The organism is Rickettsia canadensis str. McKiel (genome assembly GCF_000014345.1).
In the GTDB taxonomy this organism is placed as follows: domain Bacteria; phylum Pseudomonadota; class Alphaproteobacteria; order Rickettsiales; family Rickettsiaceae; genus Rickettsia; species Rickettsia canadensis.
In genome coordinates this window covers 169832-188379 of sequence record NC_009879.1, presented here as the reverse complement: position 1 = coordinate 188379, position 18548 = coordinate 169832, and the positions used below count along the sequence as shown (strand labels likewise).

Sequence of the window (18548 nt, the reverse complement as noted above, 5' to 3'; positions counted from 1 at the left end):
TCCCGCTTTCGCTGGAATAACTATAATGTTTTTCAAACTAATATAACAATTTACCTATATTAACGTAAAGAAATTTAAATTAAATCTTAAAAGAAGGTTTTAAGTGAAAAGCAGATCAATTAGTAAGTTAACAATTTTATTATTAACGATTTTTTATTATCAAATTTCATTAGCTGACACTGTAATTCGTAAAATAACTATCACAGGTGACCACAGGGTTGAGCGTTCTACTATTGAGAGCTATTTAAAGCTTAAAGTAGGAGAAACTTACAATAATTCTAAAGAAGATGAGGCAATAAAACGTTTATATGCCACCTCACTTTTTAAAAAAATAAATATGTATATAACAAATAAGGGGCATTTAATAGTTAACGTCACCGAAACACCTTTTATAAGTAGTGTAGTATTTAGCGGTAATTCTAAAATCAAAACTAATATGCTTGCTAAAGAAATTTATACAATGTCAGGTGAGTCCCTTAGCCAATCTAAACTCGAATTAGACGTAAAGAAAATATTAGAAATTTATAAACGTAGCGGACGTTTTGCTACTACGGTAACAGCTAAAATTGAGAATTTAGAAAACAACAGAGTTAAGGTTATTTTTGATATTGCAGAAGGACCAAAAACCGTTATTAAATATATTTATTTTAACGGTAATGACAATTATAGTGATTCAGAACTTAAATCTATTGTTTTAACTAAAGAATCTCGTTGGTTTCGTTTTTTAGAAAGTAACGATACTTACGATCCTGATAGAGTGGAGTATGATAAAGAATTACTAAGAGAATTTTATCAATCTGTCGGTTTTGCAGATTTTAGAGTAATTTCGGCATTGGCAGAACTCAATAATACTAAAGAATATTTCACCCTTACATATTCCATTGAAGAAGGAGAGAAATATAGTTTCGGTAATGTTACAATAGATAACAAATTAACTAATATAGATATAACTCCACTTAATAAAATTGTTAATATTAAGCAAGGCCAGGTTTTCAATATGCAAATAGTTAATGACATAGCTAAAAAAATCGGAGAATATTTTACGGCTTCTGGTTATCCTGCGGTAAATGTTTATCCGGATATAATGAAAAATGTTAATCATACTACAGATATTAAATTTATTATTGAGAAAGCAGATAAGGTTTATATTAATAAGATTAATATTATTAATAACCTTAAAACTGAAGACCATGTTATAAGAAGAGAATTTAAGATAGAGGAAGGTGATATAATTAACCGTTCATATATTGAAAAAGGTGAGCGTAATCTTAGAAATTTAGATTATTTTGAGAAAGTAACAATTAGCTTAGCTCCAACTAAAGCTAAAGATAAGTATGACGTTAATGTTGAAGTTGATGAAAAATCTACTTCCTCTATAGGTTTTGATTTAGGATATAATACTGCCGGCGGTTTATTTGGTCGTTTTTCTTTCTTAGAGCGTAATTTAGTCGGTACCGGTAAACTGCTTAATACCGGTGTACAAGTAAGTAAAAATAGTACAAGCTATTACGGCACTATTATTGAACCGCATTTTTTAGATCGCGATTTATCACTTAGTGTAAACGCATTTAGAAACTATGCTGGATATGGTGGTAGTGTATTAAATACAACTGATCAAAACTATAAGTTACACTCTATAGGACTCAAAACCTCTCTTGGTTATGAAATTAAAGAGGGCTTAGGTCATGAAATAGATTATTTAATTAAACGTGATATTTTAAGTGCACCAACTCTGTCAACCTCAATGTTCTTAAAGGAGCAAATGGGGAGATTCATTACTTCTGCTATAGGACATACTATTACTTATAATCAGACTGATAACAACATTGTTCCAAAGAACGGTTATTTAATAAGCGGGACACAAGAATTTGCCGGCGTTGGAGGTGATAACAAATATATAAAACATGAAGTTGACGGTAAATATTATAAATCTTTCATACATAATAAGCTTACTTTAAAATTATCTGCTTCTGGCGGTGATATTGCAGGGCTTGGAGGAAAAATCGTTAGAATCTCAGATCGTTTTAATTTAGGTGATTATAGTTTAAGAGGCTTTGCAAGTGGCGGTGTCGGACCTCGTGAAAAGAACACTAATGAGGGACTTGGCGGTGAGAGGTATTATACATTATCAACAGAGCTTAATTTTCCAACTCCTGTACCTGAAGAGTTTAATTTAACGGGGGCGGTCTTTATAGATTTAGGAAGTGTATGGGGTGTAGGTTTAAATAAAAAGCGGTATGAAACTCTAAATGGTTTTTATAATGATAAATCACTTAGAGCTTCTGTTGGTTTCGGCTTTATTTGGGTAACGCGTTTTGCTCCGATCAGAATGGACTGGGGATTTCCAGTAAAGAAGAAAAAATATGATGATACGCAGCACTTCCATTTAAGATTTTCGACGCATCTTTAAAAATACCGTGATTATAAACATTGTTGTATGGTCTCTATATCTATATATGTCATTCTAGCTAAAAAGCTGGAATCTAGAAACCTTTTAGTTATATCATGACTTGATTGTAGTATCTTAGGATGCAATCTATGGTATAACCGCTTTTAGCTAGAATGACCATACACCGAAATACAATATTAAGTTACAATTTCTAATTCAACGTAATATGATTATATTTCAGCCAATGTAGCTCAACTGGTAGAGCAACGCATTCGTAATGCGTAGGTCTGGGGTTCAAATCCCCACATTGGCACCACTTTCCAAATACAAATTTAGGATAAAATATCCTAAGTTCTGTGGAGATTTCTCAAAAGATTTAATTGTGACTCTTTATTAGCTGTATAAGATTTTTTTGGGTTCACTATTCCAACAAAAATCTTATTAATTTTTGTTTAAAAATAGCTCAAAATAGCAAATCAATTAGAAATTTTCACAGAACTTAGACTTGAGATTGGTTTAGATTCTATGTACTATTTATAAATGATTATTGGCATTCTATAATAGAGTTCTTTCCAAACTATACTAAAAAAAACTTTTGTAATTTACTACACCATAAAAAGCCGTAGAAATTGAGATTTAAAACAGTTATTAATATTGGCATTGCCTAAAAAGAATTGCTTAGAGCATAGCCTAATGCTTCGATGTCATTCCCACGTATTCGGGAATGATAATAAGGTCTTTTTAAAAGTTATGTAAAACAAAACCACCTTTTTAGGTAATTCCATTATATTTTGTAAAGAATTATAAGTTTTTGCTAAAAAATAATATACACTTACCTTTATATAAAAGGTGAAACCATCTTGCACCTTTTATATTCAACTTTTTAAACCAAATAGCAGATTATGTCATAATTTGCTATTCGTGTTAATTAACTATTATCTTTTTTCTTGGAGGAATATAGATTGTTTCATCTTCAGCATGTGAAATCTTTTCTAAAAGTCCGATAAAACGGTTTTTATTAGGTACTAGCTTTACTATCGCCCACCCCTCTTCTATTGACTTCTTTATGCGTTCTATATCAGACTTATGCTCTGAAAAAGATATAACTTTTTGTGCTGGATTTTGCATATTGATAAATCAATTACAGTTAATAAATATTAATGTTATAGTAAATATTTTTTAATAAATCAATCACATATTTATTATGCTATATTATGCTATATTATGCTAAATATAAATAAAATTACTATTAGACCTTGTCTACTTATATTCTAATAAAGTAGTTTAGTTAAAAATTAAAAGTTGTACAACAATTTTTTATTTTAAACACATATTTTTATATCACTTATTAACTTTATTAAAAAAAACATGAAAAAATCTTATATGACACAACAAATTTATAATATGGTTAGGTTCTGTATACAAAATTTAATTTAAACTGTATAATGTAATTATGTCAAACAATAATTTACAAGTTACTTCTAATCTATCCAAAAGACAGTTATTTGCTTTCTACGGTATGGTTGTCGGGATGTTTATGTCGGTACTTGATATTCAAATTGTTGCTAGCTCATTATCTGTAATAGCTGCAGGCCTTGCTGCTTCAAGTAACGAGCTTTCTTGGGTTCAAACATCGTACTTAATAGCCGAAGTTATAATTATTCCTACTTCAGGCTTTTTAGCACGCTTACTTTCTACTAGAATTGCTTATTTTATTGCAACCCTAGGATTTACGGTTATGAGTGTATTATGTTCGCTTGCAACTAATATTGAATCAATGGTTATCTTTAGAGCATTACAAGGATTTTTTGGCGGTGCAATGATACCAACAGTCTTTAGTACTGTTTTTACAATTTTTCCGGCATCACAACGTCCTACCGTCACTATTTTAATTGGACTTGTCGTAACTGTTGCACCTACTTTAGGACCTACGCTCGGTGGATATATTACGGAAATTTTGTCATGGCATTTTATGTTTTTATTAAATGTTATCCCTGGAATTTTTGTGTGCAGCGTCGTTTTTTTATACGGTGATTTTGATAAACCAAATTATAAATTACTCAAAAATTTTGATTTTCTCGGTATATTATTAATGGCTTTAACACTTGGCTTATTACAGTATGTTTTAGAAGAAGGCAACAAAAAAGGTTGGCTTGAGGATAATTTAATATTATTTTTAAGTATTGCAGTAGCTTTAGGCTTTATTTTATTAATCATTAGAGAACTAACCTTTATTAATCCAATTTTAGATTTAAAAACATTTCTTTATAAAGACTTTACTTTTGGTTGCCTTTATTCGTTCGTGATGGGTATAGGATTGTACGGGGCAGTATATATATTACCGCTATTTCTCTTTACCATTGCCGGATATGATACATTACAAATCGGGGCTACTATGATGGTGACGGGCGGAGCACAATTTTTATCTGCACAGTTAGCCGGCAGGATGCTAGGGCTAGGGGTAGATTTACGCCTGATGCTTATTATAGGGCTTGGAGGATTCGCTCTTGGATGTCATTTGAATAGTTTTCTAACGCCTGATTCTAAATTTGCTGCATTTGTACTTCCTCAATTTGTTAGAGGTATTTCCTTAATGTTTTGTTTTATACCGACTAATAATATAGCGCTTGGCAATATGCCAAAAGAAAGAATAGGCAATGCTAGCGGGCTTTATAATCTTACCCGTAATCTAGGAGGAGCAGTAGGACTTGCAATAATCAGCACTATACTTACTAATGATACCAAAACCTTTATGCAATATTTCTCAGAAAATATCTCATCTACTTCTATAATGGCATTAGAGCAGCTCGATTCTTACACTGAATTATTAAGCAGGAAAGTTCTTAATCCTGAAAAAGCATCATATTTGTTATTAGCAAACAAATTAAATAATGATGCTTTTGTAATTGCAATAAATAATATATTTAATATGATAGGATTGGTATTTGTATTTATAATGCTGCTTATACCTTTTACTTCAAATATCAAATTAACCAAAAATGTTAATGTCCACTAAAATTAAATTTATATTATATTTTCCTTGGTTATTATTAGAAATATGGAAATCGGCGTTCTCGGTTATCAAAATAATTTGGCAAAGAAAAATAAAAATAGAACCAGTGTTTGAATGGATTGATGCAGAAGGACTAGAAGTAATAGGTGAAATAGTATATGCTCACTCGATTACATTAACACCTGGTACAGTAACACTTGATATAAATAATAATATGTTATTAGTGCATGCACTCAATAAATCATCGATTACCACCCTACAAAGAGGTATAATGATTAAAAAAATTAAGCAGCTAAAAGCAACTTCAAATAGAAAATGACATCAGATATAAATGCTCTAAAGTATAAAAAAGTTTTGCTTAAAGTTTCAGGGGAAGCTTTAATGGGAGACAAGCAATTTGGACATGAATATGACGTAATAAAAAAGATTGCCGGCGATATTAAAGAAGTTATCGATTTAGGAGTAGAAGTCACTATTGTAGTCGGTGGTGGAAATATCTACCGCGGAATTAATGCAGCACTCGTCGGTATGGATCGTGCTTCAGCTGATTATATAGGTATGCTTGCAACGGTGATTAATGCTTTAACTTTACAAAACGTTATGGAAAGCCTCAATATCTATACAAGAGTTCTATCGGCTATTCCTATGATGAGCGTGTGCGAGCCTTATATTCGTCGCAAAGCTAAAAGACATATGGAAAAAAAACGAGTAGTCATTTTTGCCGGCGGCACGGGTAATCCATTTTGTACAACCGACAGTGCTGCAGTACTTCGTGCAATCGAAATGAATTGTGATATTTTATTAAAGGCAACTCAGGTTGACGGCGTATATGATTCCGACCCTAAAAAAAATCCGAATGCTAAAAAATATTTCACTATTAGCTATAAAGATGTTATAACTAACAACCTGCAAGTCATGGACATGGCAGCTATAGCAGTAGCACAAGAAAATAAATTACCTATAAGGATATTCTCGATAAAAGACCAAGGAAATTTTGCCAAAGTAATACAAGATAAAGGCAAATATACGACAATTGAGGAATAATATATGGACACAGAAACATTAAAGAAAAATTTACAAGAAAAGATGGAAAAAGCTCTAAAAGTTTTAGATCATGAGCTTAAAGGACTACGTACAGGTAGGGCCTCGGTTAATTTACTCGACAGTGTAATCGTAGAAGCTTACGGGAGTAAAATACCACTTTCACAAGTTGCTTCCATATCCACCCCTGATGCACGAACAATTAACGTGCAGGTTTGGGATAAATCTATGGTATCATTGGTAGAGAAAGGGATTACGATAGCAAATCTCGGCTTAACTCCGGCAACGGACGGTCAACTAATTAGACTGCCGATACCCATTTTAACTGAAGAAAGACGTAAAGAACTTGTAAAGCTTGCTCATAAATACGGTGAGGATACTAAAATTTCATTACGTAATATTAGAAGAGACGGCAACGAAGAACTTAAAAAGCTAGAAAAGAACAATATTCTTACAAAAGATGAGCATCATAGCTTATCTGAACAAGTACAAAAACTAACTAATGATTATAGTAACAAAGTTGACTCAGCAATAAAACAAAAAGAACAAGAAATAATGACTGTTTGATGTTCAGTATCATACCTCTGGCTTGATCACGGTATCCATAATTTTAGTATTTTTAACTGGATCCCGGCTATAAACAAGCTCGCGGGATGACACAAACAAGTGGAATCGATCAACGCAATAATGCCTCACGGAAATGACATCAGGCTATATTACTTAAAATAATAAAACTATGATTACAAAAGAAGAAGCACAAAAAATAGCAAAATTAGCTAGATTAAAATTTGAAGAAGATACTGTAGAAAAATTTTCTACTCAGCTTAGCTCTATAATGAATATGATCGATATTTTAAATGAAATAGATTGCAAAGATATAGAGCCTTTAACTTCAGTTTCTAATATGAATGCTAGAATGCGAGAGGATGAAGTTACAAGTTCTGATTTATCAGATAAATTATTGGATCATGTAAGTGGACAAAGCGCTCAGCTTGCTAAAGAAGTAAAATATTTTATCACTCCAAAGGTTATTGAATAATTATGACAGAACTAAACAAATTAACATTAGCAGATAGTATAAAAGGTCTAAAAAATAAAGATTTCACAAGTACGGAATTAGTTAATGCACATATTCAACAAATAGAGAAGCATAAAAACCTAAATGCTTATGTTACCAAAACTTTTGATCTTGCCTTAAAGGGTGCTCAAATTGCTGATCAAAATTATGCTCAAAATAAAGCAAGAACACTTGAGGGTATCCCGTTTGCCGCTAAAGATCTTTTCTGTACGAAAGGCATTAGAACTACGGCATGTTCTAATATACTGAAAAATTTTATACCTAATTATGAATCAAGCGTTACACAAAATATTTTTAATAATGGTGGTGTGATGCTCGGCAAAACTAATATGGACGAATTTGCTATGGGTGCGGCAAATATTACTAGTTGTTTTGGAAATGTAATTAACCCTTGGAAAGCAAATAACGACAATAGTGATCTAGTGCCAGGCGGTTCTTCCGGAGGATCAGCTGCGTCAGTTAGTGGTTTTATGGCATCTGCTGCGCTTGGTAGCGATACTGGCGGGTCGGTACGTCAACCTGCAAGTTTTACTGGTTTAGTTGGGTTTAAACCGACATACGGACGTTGTTCAAGATACGGAATGGTATCATTTGCTAGCTCTCTTGATCAAGCAGGAATATTTACTAGAAGCGTTTTAGATAGTGCTATTATGCTTGAAGCAATGATGGGATTTGATGAAAAAGATTCTACTTCGCTCAAAGCAGAAGTACCACAATTACAATCTGCTATCGGCAGTTCGGTAAAAAATATGAAGATAGGCGTACCTCTTAGCCTTGGTGAAGGCAGTATTATTGAACCTGATGTTATGAAAATGTGGCAGGATACTATAGAGCTACTTAAAAATGCTGGTACTGAAATAGTTGATATTACTTTGCCGTATGCTAAATATGGCGTTGCCGTTTATTACGTAATAGCACCGGCTGAAGCTTCTTCAAATTTATCTAGATATGACGGCGTTAGATATGGTCTTCGGGTAGAACGTGAAAATATGACGCTTGATGAAATGTATGAAATGACTAGATCAGCAGGATTTGGCGAGGAAGTAAAACGTCGTATTATGATTGGAACATATGTACTTTCTTCTAGTTGTATGGATGCATATTATTTAAAAGCTCAAAAAGTACGTAGTTTAGTTGCAAACGACTTTAATAATGCTTTCACAAAAGTTGACACCATTTTATTACCGGCTGCCCCGTCTGAAGCATTTAAGATCGGTGAAAAACAAAATGATCCGACTATTATGTATTTAAACGATTTATTTACTATTCCTGCAAGTTTAGCCGGTTTACCTTGTGTATCGGTTCCTGCCGGATTATCGGCACGAGGTTTACCTCTTGGAATGCAGATTATCGGTAAACAATTAGATGAATATAATGTTTTGAAAGTAGCATCGACAATTGAATCAGGTGTTAAACATATTAAATTTGAGCCAAAGGGTTTTTAATTATGACATATATTAAAGGTAATACAGGGAAATGGGAATATGTAATAGGACTTGAAATTCATGCTCAAATCTCCTCCAAATCTAAGCTTTTTTCAGGAAGTAGTACTACATTTGCAGCAATGCCAAATTCACAGGTTTCTTATGTTGATGCAGCAATGCCAGGGATGTTACCGGTATTAAATAAGCACTGTGTACACCAAGCAATTAAAACAGGACTTGCACTTAAAGCACAGATAAATAAATATTCAGTATTTGATCGTAAAAATTATTTTTATGCCGATCTACCACAAGGTTACCAAATTTCGCAATTTTACTATCCTATAGTACAAAACGGGACTATGAAAATACTAACTAGTACCGGTGATCTTAAAACTATTCGTATTAACCGTTTGCATTTAGAGCAAGATGCAGGTAAATCTATACATGATCAATCTCCGCATTATAGCTTTATCGATTTAAACCGTGCCGGCATTGGGCTTATGGAAATTGTGACCGAACCTGATATATCATCCCCAGAAGAAGCGGCTGAATTTGTTAAAAAACTAAGGAGTTTGCTACGTTATATCGGTAGCTGTGACGGCGATATGGAGAAAGGATCAATGCGTTGTGATGCTAATATATCAGTAAGACGTAGCGGTGAACCACTCGGCATAAGATGCGAAATTAAAAATATTAACTCAATTCGTAACATCATTAAAGCAATAGAATTTGAAGCTAAAAGACAAGTAGATTTAATTGAGAGCGGTGGAATCGTAATTCAGGAAACACGTTTATTTAATGCTGATAGTGGCGAAACAAGAACTATACGTTTAAAAGAAGAAGCCATTGATTATAGATATTTTCCTGATCCTGATTTATTACCTCTTATTATTTCTGATGAGTTAATAAACAAGCTAAAAGCAAATTTACCTGAGCTACCTGATCAAAAGATTGAGAAATATATGAAAGAGTTTGGCTTAAGTAAATATGATGCCGAAGTAATCGTAGCCGATGAATCAGTTGCCGAGTATTTTGAGCAAGCAGCAAATGAGTGTAACCCTAAAATGCTTACTAATTGGCTCACCAGTGAGTTGTTCGGACAATTAAATAAAGCATCGATAGGAATAAGTAAATGCAAAATTACTCCCAGTAACTTTGCAAAATTAATAAAATTAATAGAAAATGATACTATTTCCGGTAAAATTGCAAAAACTGTTTTTGAAATTATGTTTGAAACCGGCAAAGCACCTGATAAAATAGTAGAGGAAAAAGGACTTGTACAAGTTTCGGATAATAACGTACTAAACACGGTAATTGATGAGGTGATAACTGAAAATCCTAAATCTGTAGAGGATTATAGAAGTGGTAAGGAGAAATTATTCAGTTTTTTTGTAGGGCAGATAATGAAAAAAACTGGCGGCAAAGCTAATCCGATACTTGTGAATCAGCTTTTAAAGGAGAAATTGGGTTCTTGATGTTTTCTATACCAAATGTCATACCACAATTTGATCATGGTATGACACAGGACATGCTCAAACTTAAAACATTATTTTTATGAAATTTCTCAAAATATTTTTACTATCTTTCTTACTAGTTTCTTGTGAAAAAAAAGAAACGGAAAAAACTTTAATAGTTGGTACTGCCGCAGATAATCCTCCTTATGAATTCATCCAAGGCGGCAAGATTGTTGGTATTGATATTGATATTATCAAAGCAATAGGCGAGCGTCTAAATAAAAAAGTTATCATAAAAAACTTTGACTTTAACGGTTTACTTGCAGCTTTGGTTAGCGAAAATATTGATGTTGCGGTGGCAGAGCTTTCTGTAACACCGGAGCGTGCCGAATATATCAGCTTTTCCGATAATTACGCTACTGCAAGATTTGCCATAATATATAGAACAGGCGATAATATACAATCTAGTAAAGAGCTAGAGAATAAAATAGTAGGAGTACAACTTGGCAGTGTTTTAGAAAAAAAAGCACAAGATCTATCACAGACGATGAATATTAAAGTCCATTCTTTAGCAAATCATTTAATGTTAGTTGAAGAATTAAAAGCCAGAGTCATAGATGCTATTATCTCCGAAGAATTTCAGGGTATAAAATTAAAAGAAAATAATCCAAATTTAGAAAGCTGTACTTTAGAAGAATTTTCATCTGATTTTGCTATAGGTATGTCTAAAAACTCAGGACTAATTAATGAAATTAATGAGGCAATCTATTCATTAAAAAAAGACGGAACCATTAACAAAATTATGAAAAAATGGCTGGGACAGTAACAGAAAGTCAATTTAAAGATGCTATGAGCCGCTTCCCTCAGGGGGTAACTATTATAACAACAAATTACAACAACGAACTTTTTGGTTTTACTGCTAGTTCTTTTACTTCCGTATCTTTAAGACCGTCGTTAATATTATTTTGCCTTAATAAAAATTCTTACAGCATAAACAGTTTTCAAAAAAGTAATAACTTTGCAGTTAGTATTTTAGCAGAGAATCAAATTGATATCTCAAAGCATTTTGCTAAATCACAACTTAATAAATTTACAAAAATTGATTATACGCTTGGGAATAAAACTGATTGTCCTTTAATAAATGGTGCAACTTGTCATATAGAATGTAATAAATATGCTGCTTATGATGCCGGTGATCATACTATATTTATTGGTAAAGTAATAAATACCACTATTAAAAACAATTTAAAACCTCTATTATATTTTCATAAATCCTATACAAATTTACAATAAAGCACATATGATAAATATCGGTCTTAGTGGTTCTACAGGTAAAATGGGCAGAGCTATTGCTGAAAGAATAGACGAATTTGAAAATTGCAAAATTTCGGCAAAATTTAGTAGTACTAATAGTCTGTATGATTTAGACAATTTTTGTAAACATTCTGATGTGTTCATCGATTTTTCTACCCCTGAAATATTAGAAACATTGGTTAATTATGCATTAAAACACAATACAAAATTAGTGATCGGAACGACAGGTCTTCAGCCTAAACATTTTAAGCTTTTAGAAAAAGCAGCGCAAACTTTACCTATTTTATATTCTGCAAATATGAGTATAGGTGCTAATTTGCTCAGCTATCTAGCTAAAGAAGCAATAAAAATACTAGATGATTACGATGTTGAAATTTTAGACATACATCACCGTAATAAAAAAGATTCACCATCAGGTACTGCTATTATGCTTGCTGAAACAATTGCAAACGGAAAAGATTTAGATATAATATTTAATCGCGGTAACAGACCAAGAAAAAAAGAGGAAATAGGTATTTCCTCACTTCGTGGTGGCAATGTTCACAGTATACATGAAATATCTTTTTTAGATGACAATGAAATAATCACTTTAAAACATGAAGCTCTGAATAACAATTCTTTTGCCAACGGAGCAATTAAAGCTGCTATTTGGCTACAAGATAAACCTTCTGCTTTATATTCAATGCAAGATATTTATAAAATTTATTAATTAAAGCTTGAAAAAACACATTTAAAAGATTATATTTTATTATGTAAATATATAGTAGGTTACTTATGATCGATTATACAAAAACTTTAACTGCCACTGCAAAAAATAAAACTTTTGATGAAGGCTTAAGAAAATACATGCTTAAAGTATATAATTATATGGCTTTAGCACTTTTACTAACCGGCGTAGCAGCTTTAACGACTATATCAGTTGAGCCTATTTATAATTTAATGTTTCAAACCAGCTTCGGCACTATTATAATGTTTGCTCCGCTCGGTATTGCTTTATATTTCTTTATGGGCTTCGGACGCATGAATCTGCAAACGGCACAAATATTATTTTGGGTTTATACCACTTTAACCGGTATGTCTCTTGCATATTTAGCTCTTATTTATACCGGTACATCAATAGCACGTACTTTCTTTATTTGTTCCTCTGTTTTTGGAGCAATGAGCTTATACGGTTATAGTACAAGTAGAGATTTGACATCTATGGGGTCATTTTTTGCAATGGGTCTTATAGGTCTTATAATCGCCTCACTAGTTAATCTATTTCTAAAAAGTTCAGCTCTCTCTTTTGCTACCTCTCTTATTGGAATAGTAGTATTTATGGGCTTAATTGCTTGGGATACTCAAAAGATTAAATCTATGTATTACATGGCAGGCAACAATGAAGTAGGACAAAAGCTTTCTATTATGGCAGCCTTTACTTTATATTTAGATTTTATCAACCTTTTCTTACATTTAGTGAGATTTTTAGGCAATAGAAGAGATTAAAAAAATCTTTATACTTTTTTATATCTATACAAACAAATAATTTAACTTCGGTGATCACTAGTAGTAGCGGGTTATGTAATAATTCGCTATTTGAGTTTAGTGACTATTTTACATTAAGTAATAACTGCTAAATCTCTTATCATGAGAGTCGATGCAAATAATTTTTTAAAACTCTTTTGGAGAGTACCTAAAAAGAATTGCTTTGTATATAGGCTTAATGCTTTGATGCCATAGATGATGTCTAGATTCACAGCTTTGACTGTTCTTGTCGCAGGGGGATCAAAAAACCCCGTGAAAGCCGGAATTCAGTAACTAAAAAGTATAAACACACTAAATTTTTAAAATTAAAAGCTTAAACTTTTTCTGAATGCTTGCTTTCACAGGAATGATATTAGAGCGTTTTTCAAGCACCTAGCAACAACTATAAATTCTTATTCTTGCTCTACATTTTTTCTAGCAGACGGTAAGAGCATAATGCCTAGCTCTTTTAGAGCTTTATCTTCCACATAGTTTGGGGCATTCATAAGTAAATCTTCCGCTTGTTGGTTTAAAGGAAATGCAATTATTTCTCTTATATTTGTGGCTTCTGCAAGCAGCATAACAATTCGATCAATTCCTGGAGCTATTCCGCCATGTGGTGGAGCACCAAACTTAAAGGCTCTAATCATACTGCCAAATCTCTTATTAACTTCCTCCTCACTATAACCTGCTATGGAAAATGCTTTATACATAATTTCCGGCTTGTGGTTTCTAATAGCACCGCTGGAAAGTTCAATACCGTTACAAACAATATCATATTGGTATGCAGTAAGCTCTAACAACTCTGCAGTTGTTTTAGCATTTTTTAAAGCATCTAAACCGCCTTGCGGCATAGAAAATGGATTATGGCTAAAATCAATTTTAGCTGTTTCTTCATTTAATTCATAGAATGGAAAATCAGTAATCCAACAAAATTTAAAGCAATCTTTTTCAAGTAAATCAAGTTCATCGCTAATTCTTATTCTAACCTTACCAGCAAGTTTGGCAGCTTTTTCTTTTTTATCGCTAACAAAAAATACGGCATCACCATCACTTATATTGACAGTAGCCTTGAGGCTCTCTAATTGCTGCGGGCTTAAGAATTTTGCTACCGGTCCTTTTGCTTTGTCGTTTTTACTAAACTGGATATAGCCCAGCCCTCCTGCCCCTTCGGATATCGCAAACTCTATCATTTTATCAAAGAAACTACGAGCGTGTGCTGCTGCTTTAGGTGCAGGAATTGCACGAACGACACTACCTTTTTTGATATTTTCTCTAAAAATTGTAAAATCGGAATCTCTAAATATTTCCGTTACGTCAGCAATTATAATAGGGTTACGTAAATCAGGCTTATCAGAGCCGTATTTTAGCATAGATTCATTATATGGGATACGGATAAAAGGGGTTTCTGATACTTTCTTATCTGTAAATTTAGTAAATAAATCATACATCACAGGCTCAATAGTACTAAATACGTCTTCCTGTGTAACAAAAGACATTTCTACGTCTAGCTGATAAAACTCACCAGGAGACCTATCAGCTCTTGCATCTTCATCCCGGAAACAAGGAGCAATTTGGAAATAACGATCAAACCCCGAAACCATTAAAAGCTGTTTGAATTGCTGAGGTGCTTGCGGTAGTGCATAAAACTTACCGGAATGCATTCTACTAGGGACTAAGAAATCTCTGGCTCCCTCAGGTGAGCTTGCCGTTAGGATCGGTGTTTGAAATTCAGTAAAACCTCTTGCCGTCATCAAATGACGAATATGAGAAATAATTTGCGAGCGGAGTATTATATTATTATGTAATTTCTCACGTCTAAGATCTAAAAAACGATGTTTAAGCCTCAAATCTTCTGGCGCGTCTTTTTCGGTATTAATAACAAAAGGTAGAGTATCGGCTGCTGATTCAACAATAAATTCTCTGGCTAATATTTCAATATGACCAGTTGTAAGCGTATCATTAATAGTATCACCTGATCTTGCTACAACTTTACCAATAACTGTAATTACCGACTCATAACGCAAACGACTAGCCATCTCCATAAGCTGGAGGTTTTGATCTGTAAACACGATCTGAGTTATACCGTAATGATCACGTAAATCTATGAAAACTAGATTACCGTGATCTCTTCTTCTATGTACCCAACCTGACAATTTCACTTCTTTTCCTACATCAGATATTTGTAATGCGTTACAATTATGAGTTCTATATTTATGCATTTTTATTTTTGATTATACGCTGTCCCCTAAATATATACATAAAATTGTGGATTTTCACAAATAAAAACTAAAAATTTATCTTGATAATGTAGGAACATTCTTTTGTTTTGGCAATGATTGGATATGATTTTGTTGTTGAGGTTTTACTTGATTTAACTCACCTTTAATCCATTCATATATTACTTTCTTAGGGTTTTTAATTATCTCTGCAACATTTTCTACTAAATTTATTATTCCTTTAATTAACGGTAATAACTCCTCTTTAATTTTATTTATAGGATTATTATTTACTTGTAATTTTTCTTGATTTTCGCGTGATAAATTACCAAATATCTTATTCATTCTTAACTGAAGTTCATTGCGTTCAAGATCTTTTTCTCTAAAATGTAATTCAAGCTTTCTATCAACTTCTTTTTGTTCTGCCAGAGTTAAATGCTTATATTTATTAATAAGCTCATCCACTTGCTTTCGTTGTTCCGGTGAAATATTTTCAGAAATATTTTGCATTTGTTTCTCTTAAAAAGTTAAAATACATTAATTTATTATATATATTTTTTAACTTTATACAAGAAAAACTTTAATAGAAATTAACCTTTAAACATAGTCTTAATACCTAAAAAGTCTAAAAAATTTCGTAATTCTTGACGTGCAAGGACATGTGAGCTATTAAACGCTCTATCATATTTTGCAGTTTTTAGATCAAGTAATGTTAAACCTTGCAAAAATAATTCCCTATATATTACACGTTCGCTAAATCCCTCTGCAAGTTTAAAGTTAATTCTTTTAGCAAGTTTAGCTAATACATTTCCTACACGTCTTTTATTTAATGCATCAAGGTTACTTAAACGATTCCGAAGTATTATCCAATCTATACTGACTCTATCACGACTAGCACGTTCCATTTTCTGTTCCCAAATCATTTGACTATAGATTGATGGGCTAATAATTTCGTCCTTACTATCGATTTTTGCTATCACATCTAAATCTAGAAAACTATCATTAATCGGTGTAATAATCATATCAGCATAAGAATGCGCAAGCCTTGATAAAGGAGTATGGCTACCTGGGGTGTCAATCACTATATAATCGGTATCCTGATTATTTTTGAGTACCTGCTCAAAACTCTTTGTTTGTTCTCCTACTTCACTTTCCGATATATAAAAATGTTTTGGTACTAATACAGTCTTATCAGGATTTTGTTTATTATATAAATCTCGATTTTTTAAATAATTTGTTAAAGAACTTTGACGTGAATCGGTATCTATACTTACTACCGAATAATTTTGATAAAGCAGAGCTATTATTAGATGCATAGAACAGGTAGTTTTACCTGCTCCTCCTTTTTCATTACCTATCACAAAAATATAAGGTTTACTGTTCATAATATACTTTTTGTCTTTCAAAAGTAGTGTACATACTACTTTTGAAAGAAGTTTTAAATAATGGGTATTCAAGATGAAAATTGGTTTCCACCTCGAATACAAATTTAATTATGTTTTATTCTAACTATTCTTCATTACTTAATAAGTAAAAGTACCACAGTACTTGTAAAACGATGTAGCAAATTTGTAAAGTTCATCGATTATATTCCTTGATGAATTTTTCAAGTAGTCTAACACCGTATCCCACTGCTCCCTTAGGACCAAGTGATGAAACTTTATTACTATTTGCAACACCTGCTATATCTAAATGAGCCCAATCTACTCCATCTTTAATGAAACGTTTAATGAAATGTGCAGCTATGCAGCTTCCAGCAGCTCTCGGTATGTTACTAATATTTGCCATATCGGCTATGTCGGAGCCAATCATTGCATCATACTCATCATGAAGCGGCATTCTCCAAAGTTTTTCATTAACTTCTTCCCCCGCTTTTATTAATTTACTTGCTAACTCATCATTGTTGGAAAAACAACCGGCATATGTACTACCAAGTGCTACAGTTATTGCTCCTGTTAGAGTTGCAACGTCAATCAAACATTTAGGCTTAAATTTTTCTTGTGCATACCAAACAGCATCAGCAAGTACTAAACGCCCTTCTGCATCGGTATTTAAAACTTCTACAGTTTGCCCTGACATGGTAGTTACCACGTCCCCTGGACGCTGTGCGTTACCGGATAGCATATTTTCTACAAGCCCTACAACACCAACTATATTTACAGGTAATTTTTGACCAGCAACTGCAATCATGCTACCCACAACTGCTGCAGAACCTCCCATATCATATCTCATTAAATGCATATTACTTGACGGTTTTAAGGAAATACCGCCTGTATCAAAAATCACTCCCTTACCGACCAAAGCAATAGTAGGATATTTACTGCCGCCTTTATATTCCATAACTACTAACTTTGACTCGTTTTGTGAACCTTGTCCCACACCAAGTAATGCTCCCATACCAAGATTTTTCATCTCACGTTCACCGATAATATCAACATCTACTCCTAGTGGTTCAAGTATATCAACTATTCTTTCAGCATAGACTTGCGGAGTTTTAATATTTGACGGTTCATTACTGATATCTCTTGTAAAAAATACTGCCTCAGCAACTAATTTTTTGACTTCAAATAATTTTGCTGCTTCAGTATTATTATCGGTAAACACTTCGATTGATTCTACTGCAAACTTTTCTGCTTCTTTTAAGTTAGTTCTATATTTATCAAATCTGTAAGAAGCAAGAAATGCACCGCTAGCAACTAAAGATGCAAATGTTTGAGATGTAAATCTGCTTATTCTATTTATAATTTTTAAGCTAATAGTAGAAATTTTAGCACTAGTTGCATATTGTAAGATTTTGCCGCCTAACTCTTCGACTTTTGCTTCAGTTAACTTTTCTTCAGTTCCAAGCCCTGCTATTATCAAGTATTTAATCTCGCCTGACTTAATGACGGACGGAATAACCTTGATCTGTCCATATTTACCAGTAAATTGTAATTTATCTGCAATAGTTTTAGAAATTAATCCATGATGTTGTTGATCAAGTGTTATTAAATTACTATCAAGTTTTAACTGTTCATCAATAAAAACTACTAAACCTTGAGTGTTAAGCAATTCTCCATTAGTAAAATTTACATTAAGCATAACTATTCCTTATATTAACTTGTTTATACTCA

17 protein-coding genes and 1 tRNA gene are annotated in these 18548 nt (G+C 32.7%); 13 read left to right on the top strand and 5 right to left on the bottom strand.

What is annotated here, in order from left to right; genetic code table 11:
* Positions 1-103: 103 nt before the first annotated feature.
* A complete protein-coding gene (bamA, locus tag A1E_RS00770; RefSeq protein WP_012148312.1) occupies positions 104-2410 on the top strand; it encodes an outer membrane protein assembly factor BamA in 2307 nt (768 codons plus the stop codon).
* A 219-nt stretch (positions 2411-2629) separates the two neighbouring features.
* Positions 2630-2705: transfer RNA gene (locus A1E_RS00765), tRNA-Thr, on the top strand.
* A gap of 608 nt (positions 2706-3313) precedes the next feature.
* Here the strand turns inward: A1E_RS00765 and A1E_RS00760 are convergent.
* Positions 3314-3517, bottom strand: a complete 204-nt coding sequence (locus tag A1E_RS00760) for a DUF2674 domain-containing protein (protein ID WP_012148311.1) — start codon at positions 3515-3517, stop codon at positions 3314-3316.
* A gap of 325 nt (positions 3518-3842) precedes the next feature.
* On the opposite strand from A1E_RS00760, the gene A1E_RS00755 reads away from it, so the two are divergent.
* The 11 genes from A1E_RS00755 (at position 3843) to A1E_RS00705 (ending at position 13198) form a co-directional block, all read left to right on the top strand.
* Positions 3843-5405: a DHA2 family efflux MFS transporter permease subunit gene (locus A1E_RS00755; RefSeq protein ID WP_012148310.1), complete on the top strand. Its 1563-nt coding sequence runs from the start codon at positions 3843-3845 to the stop codon at positions 5403-5405.
* A complete protein-coding gene (locus tag A1E_RS00750; protein ID WP_012148309.1) occupies positions 5389-5721 on the top strand; it encodes a monovalent cation/H+ antiporter subunit E in 333 nt (110 codons plus the stop codon). The genes A1E_RS00755 and A1E_RS00750 overlap by 17 nt, the downstream gene beginning before the upstream one ends.
* The gene (gene pyrH / locus A1E_RS00745; RefSeq protein ID WP_012148308.1) at positions 5718-6446 is read left to right on the top strand and encodes a UMP kinase; all 729 of its coding nucleotides are present in this window, start codon (positions 5718-5720) and stop codon (positions 6444-6446) included. Before A1E_RS00750 ends, pyrH begins: the two co-directional genes overlap by 4 nt.
* 3 nt (positions 6447-6449) lie before the next feature.
* Positions 6450-7010, top strand: a complete 561-nt coding sequence (gene frr, locus A1E_RS00740) for a ribosome recycling factor (RefSeq protein WP_012148307.1) — start codon at positions 6450-6452, stop codon at positions 7008-7010.
* Positions 7011-7179: 169 nt separating this feature from the next.
* Entirely contained in the window at positions 7180-7482 is a 303-nt protein-coding gene (gene gatC, locus A1E_RS00735) for an Asp-tRNA(Asn)/Glu-tRNA(Gln) amidotransferase subunit GatC (RefSeq protein ID WP_012148306.1), read from the top strand.
* Positions 7483-7484: 2 nt separating this feature from the next.
* The gene (gene gatA, locus A1E_RS00730) at positions 7485-8966 is read left to right on the top strand and encodes an Asp-tRNA(Asn)/Glu-tRNA(Gln) amidotransferase subunit GatA (protein ID WP_012148305.1); all 1482 of its coding nucleotides are present in this window, start codon (positions 7485-7487) and stop codon (positions 8964-8966) included.
* Between the two features lie 2 nt (positions 8967-8968).
* Positions 8969-10420, top strand: a complete 1452-nt coding sequence (gene gatB / locus A1E_RS00725; RefSeq protein ID WP_012148304.1) for an Asp-tRNA(Asn)/Glu-tRNA(Gln) amidotransferase subunit GatB — start codon at positions 8969-8971, stop codon at positions 10418-10420.
* A gap of 79 nt (positions 10421-10499) precedes the next feature.
* Positions 10500-11225: an ABC transporter substrate-binding protein gene (locus tag A1E_RS00720; protein WP_012148302.1), complete on the top strand. Its 726-nt coding sequence runs from the start codon at positions 10500-10502 to the stop codon at positions 11223-11225.
* Positions 11210-11692, top strand: a complete 483-nt coding sequence (locus A1E_RS00715) for a flavin reductase family protein (RefSeq protein ID WP_012148301.1) — start codon at positions 11210-11212, stop codon at positions 11690-11692. Before A1E_RS00720 ends, A1E_RS00715 begins: the two co-directional genes overlap by 16 nt.
* Positions 11693-11699: 7 nt before the next feature.
* Positions 11700-12422: a 4-hydroxy-tetrahydrodipicolinate reductase gene (gene dapB / locus A1E_RS00710; RefSeq protein WP_012148300.1), complete on the top strand. Its 723-nt coding sequence runs from the start codon at positions 11700-11702 to the stop codon at positions 12420-12422.
* Between the two features lie 65 nt (positions 12423-12487).
* The gene (locus A1E_RS00705; protein ID WP_012148299.1) at positions 12488-13198 is read left to right on the top strand and encodes a Bax inhibitor-1/YccA family protein; all 711 of its coding nucleotides are present in this window, start codon (positions 12488-12490) and stop codon (positions 13196-13198) included.
* A 431-nt stretch (positions 13199-13629) separates the two neighbouring features.
* Here A1E_RS00705 and aspS read toward each other — a convergent pair whose 3' ends face one another.
* The 4 genes from aspS to A1E_RS00685 form a co-directional block, all read right to left on the bottom strand.
* A complete protein-coding gene (aspS, locus tag A1E_RS00700; protein WP_012148298.1) occupies positions 13630-15438 on the bottom strand; it encodes an aspartate--tRNA ligase in 1809 nt (602 codons plus the stop codon).
* Between the two features lie 75 nt (positions 15439-15513).
* Complete coding sequence (locus A1E_RS00695) at positions 15514-15945, bottom strand: hypothetical protein (RefSeq protein ID WP_012148297.1); 432 nt, start codon at positions 15943-15945, stop codon at positions 15514-15516.
* An 80-nt stretch (positions 15946-16025) separates the two neighbouring features.
* Complete coding sequence (locus A1E_RS00690) at positions 16026-16820, bottom strand: division plane positioning ATPase MipZ (RefSeq protein ID WP_012148296.1); 795 nt, start codon at positions 16818-16820, stop codon at positions 16026-16028.
* Between the two features lie 193 nt (positions 16821-17013).
* Positions 17014-18516, bottom strand: coding sequence for a leucyl aminopeptidase (locus tag A1E_RS00685; protein WP_012148295.1), 1503 nt, complete (start codon positions 18514-18516; stop codon positions 17014-17016).
* Positions 18517-18548 lie beyond the last annotated feature (32 nt).

Bases quoted from the DNA above. Each gene is read 5' to 3' on its own strand.
- A1E_RS00760 (WP_012148311.1), bottom strand. From the start codon at position 3,517: ATGCAAAATCCAGCACAAAAAGTTATATCTTTTTCAGAGCATAAGTCT.
- A1E_RS00755 (WP_012148310.1), top strand. From the start codon at position 3,843: ATGTCAAACAATAATTTACAAGTTACTTCTAATCTATCCAAAAGACAG.
- A1E_RS00750 (WP_012148309.1), top strand. From the start codon at position 5,389: ATGTTAATGTCCACTAAAATTAAATTTATATTATATTTTCCTTGGTTA.
- pyrH (WP_012148308.1), top strand. From the start codon at position 5,718: ATGACATCAGATATAAATGCTCTAAAGTATAAAAAAGTTTTGCTTAAA.
- frr (WP_012148307.1), top strand. From the start codon at position 6,450: ATGGACACAGAAACATTAAAGAAAAATTTACAAGAAAAGATGGAAAAA.
- gatC (WP_012148306.1), top strand. From the start codon at position 7,180: ATGATTACAAAAGAAGAAGCACAAAAAATAGCAAAATTAGCTAGATTA.
- gatA (WP_012148305.1), top strand. From the start codon at position 7,485: ATGACAGAACTAAACAAATTAACATTAGCAGATAGTATAAAAGGTCTA.
- gatB (WP_012148304.1), top strand. From the start codon at position 8,969: ATGACATATATTAAAGGTAATACAGGGAAATGGGAATATGTAATAGGA.
- A1E_RS00720 (WP_012148302.1), top strand. From the start codon at position 10,500: ATGAAATTTCTCAAAATATTTTTACTATCTTTCTTACTAGTTTCTTGT.
- A1E_RS00715 (WP_012148301.1), top strand. From the start codon at position 11,210: ATGGCTGGGACAGTAACAGAAAGTCAATTTAAAGATGCTATGAGCCGC.
- dapB (WP_012148300.1), top strand. From the start codon at position 11,700: ATGATAAATATCGGTCTTAGTGGTTCTACAGGTAAAATGGGCAGAGCT.
- A1E_RS00705 (WP_012148299.1), top strand. From the start codon at position 12,488: ATGATCGATTATACAAAAACTTTAACTGCCACTGCAAAAAATAAAACT.
- aspS (WP_012148298.1), bottom strand. From the start codon at position 15,438: ATGCATAAATATAGAACTCATAATTGTAACGCATTACAAATATCTGAT.
- A1E_RS00695 (WP_012148297.1), bottom strand. From the start codon at position 15,945: ATGCAAAATATTTCTGAAAATATTTCACCGGAACAACGAAAGCAAGTG.
- A1E_RS00690 (WP_012148296.1), bottom strand. From the start codon at position 16,820: ATGAACAGTAAACCTTATATTTTTGTGATAGGTAATGAAAAAGGAGGA.
- A1E_RS00685 (WP_012148295.1), bottom strand. From the start codon at position 18,516: ATGCTTAATGTAAATTTTACTAATGGAGAATTGCTTAACACTCAAGGT.